The sequence below is a fragment of the Pirellulales bacterium genome (assembly GCA_036490175.1).
In the GTDB taxonomy this organism is placed as follows: Bacteria; Planctomycetota; Planctomycetia; order Pirellulales; family JACPPG01; genus JACPPG01.
In genome coordinates this window covers 1-3,831 of sequence record DASXEJ010000278.1, presented here as the reverse complement: position 1 = coordinate 3,831, position 3,831 = coordinate 1, and the positions used below count along the sequence as shown (strand labels likewise).

Here is a 3,831-nt window from a genome sequence, read left to right as displayed (position 1 = left end):
GCGCAGCAGCAAGCTCGTGGCGGGCGAAGCCGGAGAAACGCGCCGGCCGCGGGCCTGCTGAACGATGGCGGCGTAGTCGGCGGGCGGATCGAAGCCGCGCAAGGAGAGGTGAAAACCGTTCTGGCCACGCGACTTGCCGTGGCAGGCGCCCGAGTTGCAACCGTAGGCCGACAACACCGGCAGCACGTCACGCTCGAAGCTGGGCACCGGCTCGCCGGCTCTGGCCGCCGGCGCAGAGAGTCCCCCCAGGGCAGCGACAATCGAAAACAGCACGGCCGAGCGGCCGCAGCCCGAGTGCATGGAGCGGGTCTTTCAAACTGGGAGGCGAAGAACCTCCATTGTAGCCGGGCGCATACAGGCCCCGAAACCAGTTTGACGGGTAAATGGCCCGGATACTCATTCCGACGTCGGCCAATGGACCGCATTGTCCGGCCAGCAGCGGTTGGGCCGGTTTTGAGGGAGCGGCGCCGAGCGTGAGGCGAGAGGAAAAGCGGCAGCGGAAAAGCAGGACGGGTCAGGACTGGTCCGATACGGGGCGAATCCGCTGAAGCCATTGGAGCGCCTGCGCCTCGAAGATGCCGTCGCGGTAGGGGATTTTTCTGGGGCAGCCGGTCGGGCGATAGACCGACTCCAAACCCAAGCGTTTGGCGATTCGTTTCTGCCACTCGGGCGGGCCGACGCCGCTGCACGCTCCGCCGTAGCGAATCCAGCTCCTGTGGGTTGTCGTCGGGTTGACCCGCACGTGCCAGTTGGCAGGTCGATCAACCGGCCATGCCGCGCCGGGGGCAATTCTGGCAGTTCGCGGCATGGTAAAAACCGTAGCGGAAAGTTGCCCGGCTTGTCAGTATCCGACCTGCCCCGCTTTCACCCCTAGCAATAACCGGCGGTCAATGATGCGAGCACACGGAGCGCAAGCTAGTCTCCCGTGTGCTGTTTGTGTGGTTCATCCGAACCCGGCATGTCCAATGGCGTTGCGCGTCGGACAATGACAGGTATTAACGCTCAAACGCGCCGACGCCGTCACCGTCGGCGGAGCAGCGTGTTGCGCGATGTAGCTCTTTTATTAACTAAACCTTTCGCCTTCTACCGCTCTCGATCCCGTCTTTCTCGGTCTCGCGCCTGCCCACGAATGAACATTTGGAAGCCGGAGGTAGACAGCACGAGGCATGCAACTCCAACTAAGATCGAACCCACCGCGATCAGCTGGTACAGATCCACCGCGGACTGTTGGCGGAATTCACCGTAAAACCAAGCAGCCGCTCCAGTAATAACAAAAGCAATGCTATAAATCCTGAGTATGCGCTCCATGAAGGTGTACCGTCCGTGGGACGGCTGCATAAAAATTCGGGGTGGGAAGCGATACTTGGACACCGATAGTTCCCTAACGCCATCCACGAACTTGGAGAGGGCGTTCCAAGCATCCAAAACAGCGCGAAAGTAAAGCGTCTCCGTTACAATCGTCCAGAATTGGTCGGACCCAAAATCCTCAAGTACATCCATGTCAAAAGGAATTACGCCTAGTATCGTGAATTCGCTGCGGTGACGGGCTCGCGCCTGTATATCCGAGTAGCTATGGATATTCCTACCCTTATTAATGACTGTATATACGACACGCACATTCTTCCTTGTTTGCAGGAAGCGAGCGAGATTAACGTTGGTTTGACGGCCAACTTCATCATCCTCGGCGACGGCAAGAACGATCGTCGCGTTCCTGCAGGACGCCGCAATTAAGCTATCCATTCCGGCCCTGTTGTCGAGAAAAACATAGTCATACTTGTCCTGGATTGACGCCAATAGATTTCGCACGCATTCGTCGCAAAAGGCTTCGTCGCTCAGCTTCCTGTCGTCGTAGTCCAGGGGAGCGTTCACCGTGTCAACTGCTGGAAGCAGGTCGCATTCCAAGAATCGCTGAATCATAAACTTCGCTGCATCGGTGGCGACCGGATCGTTCACGTTGCTTTCTACGGAGAAAACGCCGAGCAGGTCTGATACCGTAACAGAGCCCTCTTTCCGCTCAGGTCGCCTAAAACTAAAAAGCAGGACGGTTAGCCCACGGACGAATATGTCCATGTCGACTAGCAGCACCCGGTCGCCCTCGCGAGCAATAGCTCGGCCGAGTACAGCGGTCAAAAGGCTCTTGCCCGATCCGCCCTTGCCGCTGACGACGCTAATTATCATTGCCATTTTTTTGCCCAGCTGTATACGGTGCCGAAAGCTCACGCCAAATGGCGCCGACGAGCATGATTACAAATGCGAGCCCAAGACTTAGCAGGAGCGTTAACGGGATGCGAGTCGTGATCTGCTCAACTGTCAAAGTTCGCGTCACAAGGTCGAAATTGACGAGGCAGAACATGGCAGCCGCATATCCAAGACCAATCGACACGTGAAACATGTAGTGCGACTTTTGGATCTGAGATCGCCGGTAATCGAAAAGAATGAATGATATGCCATAGCCAAAGAATGTGGACACCCCGAGTGTCACCAACGCTGGTGGGGACTGAATAACAAGCAAAACAAAAGCCTTCCCTATATCGATGGCCTGCCCTGCATTGTCATCTGCCATCTCAGCAATCCAATACTGTGAAAGTGTCTCCCCGCACCGCTGTGTGTCGTCGCGCGGCCGGGCTCTTTGTCACACGTCTAGCCGCCCATTGAAGTGCAAAGGTGTAAGCCGGCCTGAAACCTGGGCAATAACTGGCCGATTGCGGAGGTCTTCGCAATGTCCTAATCTAGCGGTTTGCTGGCGAGTATCAAGAGATTTGGACGTAGCGGCGACAGGTCCAATTTATTGCTCAAGGGTCATGATGCGCGAGACGGAATCGGGCCTCGGCTTGCAGCACGGCGAGCAGGTTATTGGCCTCGATGTAGGCTTCGTACTCAGCCCGCTCGGCGTCGGTGAGCAAGCCCCACGGCTATCGCATCTAAATGTCCGGTTATGCGATTGCTATCAACGACGCATTCGACTTTTGAAGCCGTGCTCCCCTTGCCTTTACAAGAGCACCGCGAACAATGGCGGCCTGCGTTTTAGCCTGTGCCCACCGATACAACGACGACACGACCCTTCGTCGGCGGCATTTTTCGCACAGCGTCAGCAATGACAAGCCTTGCCACTAGGAAATTTTGTCAACCTCCCGTGCTAGCGGCCTTACAATCCGACATTTAGATGCGATTGCCGTGGAGCAAGCCCTCGTTCGCCTTAGCGGCTAATTCGGTGAAGCGATCGGCGAGCGAGATATCGCCCTGTAATTCCGCAAGCTGTCGCGTTTGTTCAGGGGTGAGCAACGAAAAGATCGGCGCGGTGCCACGATGAAAAGCTTGATGGGGTTCGTGGCCGGTGCTCATGTAAGCAGAATAGCAGGCGAGTCGGTCGATCGTCAAAACGATTCGCGGGCCGACAAAGCCGGTCGGGCTAGCCCATGCGCTACGCCGGCACCGCCGGAAGGCTCACGCCTTCCGCTACGCCACGCCTTCTACTGGCCTTCGGTCTGAATGCTGTCGTCGCGGGTGCAGAGGGCTTGGAGCACGGGCAGGGCCATGTCTTCGTCTCTCCAGTGCACGGAACCGTCGGCATACAGCACATAAGCACCGCCGCCGTGGGCGGAAAAAATGCCCTGATTGTGCCCAGGGCCGAGCACGTTGGGGGCCGGCGGGAACGGGGGCTCGCCTTCCTTGGCCTTCGGCACGGGGCCGGCCGGCAAGGCGAGCATGCCCTTCTGATGCCCGAGCTTGTTGATCCCATAGCGGACCGACGTGCAATTCAGCGCGCGCTGGTCGCCCGAGCCGTTGATGCCTTCGGCTGTGGGACTGAGCGTCTGGTAGTTGCCGCCCGAG

6 protein-coding genes are annotated in these 3,831 nt (G+C 58.0%); all 6 read right to left on the bottom strand.

What is annotated here, in order from left to right; genetic code table 11:
- The coding region (locus VGG64_21040) for a hypothetical protein (GenBank protein ID HEY1602101.1) at positions 1-300 on the bottom strand (300 nt) is incomplete at its 3' end.
- A 214-nt stretch (positions 301-514) separates the two neighbouring features.
- Positions 515-808 carry a hypothetical protein gene (locus VGG64_21035; protein ID HEY1602100.1) on the bottom strand — a complete coding sequence of 98 codons (294 nt, stop codon included), beginning with the start codon at positions 806-808 and terminating at the stop codon, positions 515-517.
- Between the two features lie 275 nt (positions 809-1,083).
- Positions 1,084-2,184, bottom strand: coding sequence for an AAA family ATPase (locus VGG64_21030; GenBank protein HEY1602099.1), 1,101 nt, complete (start codon positions 2,182-2,184; stop codon positions 1,084-1,086).
- Positions 2,168-2,563: a hypothetical protein gene (locus VGG64_21025; protein ID HEY1602098.1), complete on the bottom strand. Its 396-nt coding sequence runs from the start codon at positions 2,561-2,563 to the stop codon at positions 2,168-2,170. Before VGG64_21025 ends, VGG64_21030 begins: the two co-directional genes overlap by 17 nt.
- Positions 2,564-3,159: 596 nt before the next feature.
- Complete coding sequence (locus VGG64_21020) at positions 3,160-3,342, bottom strand: hypothetical protein (GenBank protein ID HEY1602097.1); 183 nt, start codon at positions 3,340-3,342, stop codon at positions 3,160-3,162.
- A 128-nt stretch (positions 3,343-3,470) separates the two neighbouring features.
- Positions 3,471-3,831: H-X9-DG-CTERM domain-containing protein (locus tag VGG64_21015; protein HEY1602096.1), on the bottom strand; the 361-nt coding region annotated here is incomplete at its 5' end.